The following is a 254-nucleotide window of genomic DNA, read 5'->3' as shown; positions in this document are numbered from 1 at the left end:
CAAGGTGATCTCGGTGCGGACCTCGACCTTCGAGGCCGCGGGCACCGGCGGTTCCGCCCCGGTCGAGGCCGCGGCCTCCGCCGGCGACAAGGGGCTGTCGTCCTGGGTCGAAGACAAGGTCGACAGCTCCGACCGTCCGGAGCTGACCTCGGCGAAGGTGATCGTCTCGGGCGGGCGTGGCGTCGGCTCGGAAGAGAACTTCGCGCTGATCGGGGCGCTGGCCGACAAGCTGGGGGCGGCGGTGGGCGCCTCGC

At 72.8% G+C, this 254-nt stretch carries 1 protein-coding gene; it reads left to right on the top strand.

What is annotated here, in order from left to right:
* On the top strand, positions 1-254 hold a 254-nt coding region (locus QMG28_RS20935), incomplete at both ends, for an FAD-binding protein (RefSeq protein WP_281844157.1).

Origin of the sequence: Sinisalibacter aestuarii, from assembly GCF_027923545.1 — a bacterium.
Taxonomy (GTDB): Bacteria; Pseudomonadota; Alphaproteobacteria; order Rhodobacterales; family Rhodobacteraceae; genus Sinisalibacter; species Sinisalibacter aestuarii.
Note: the sequence above shows the minus strand (reverse complement) of the source record. Positions and strands in the feature narration are given on the sequence as shown.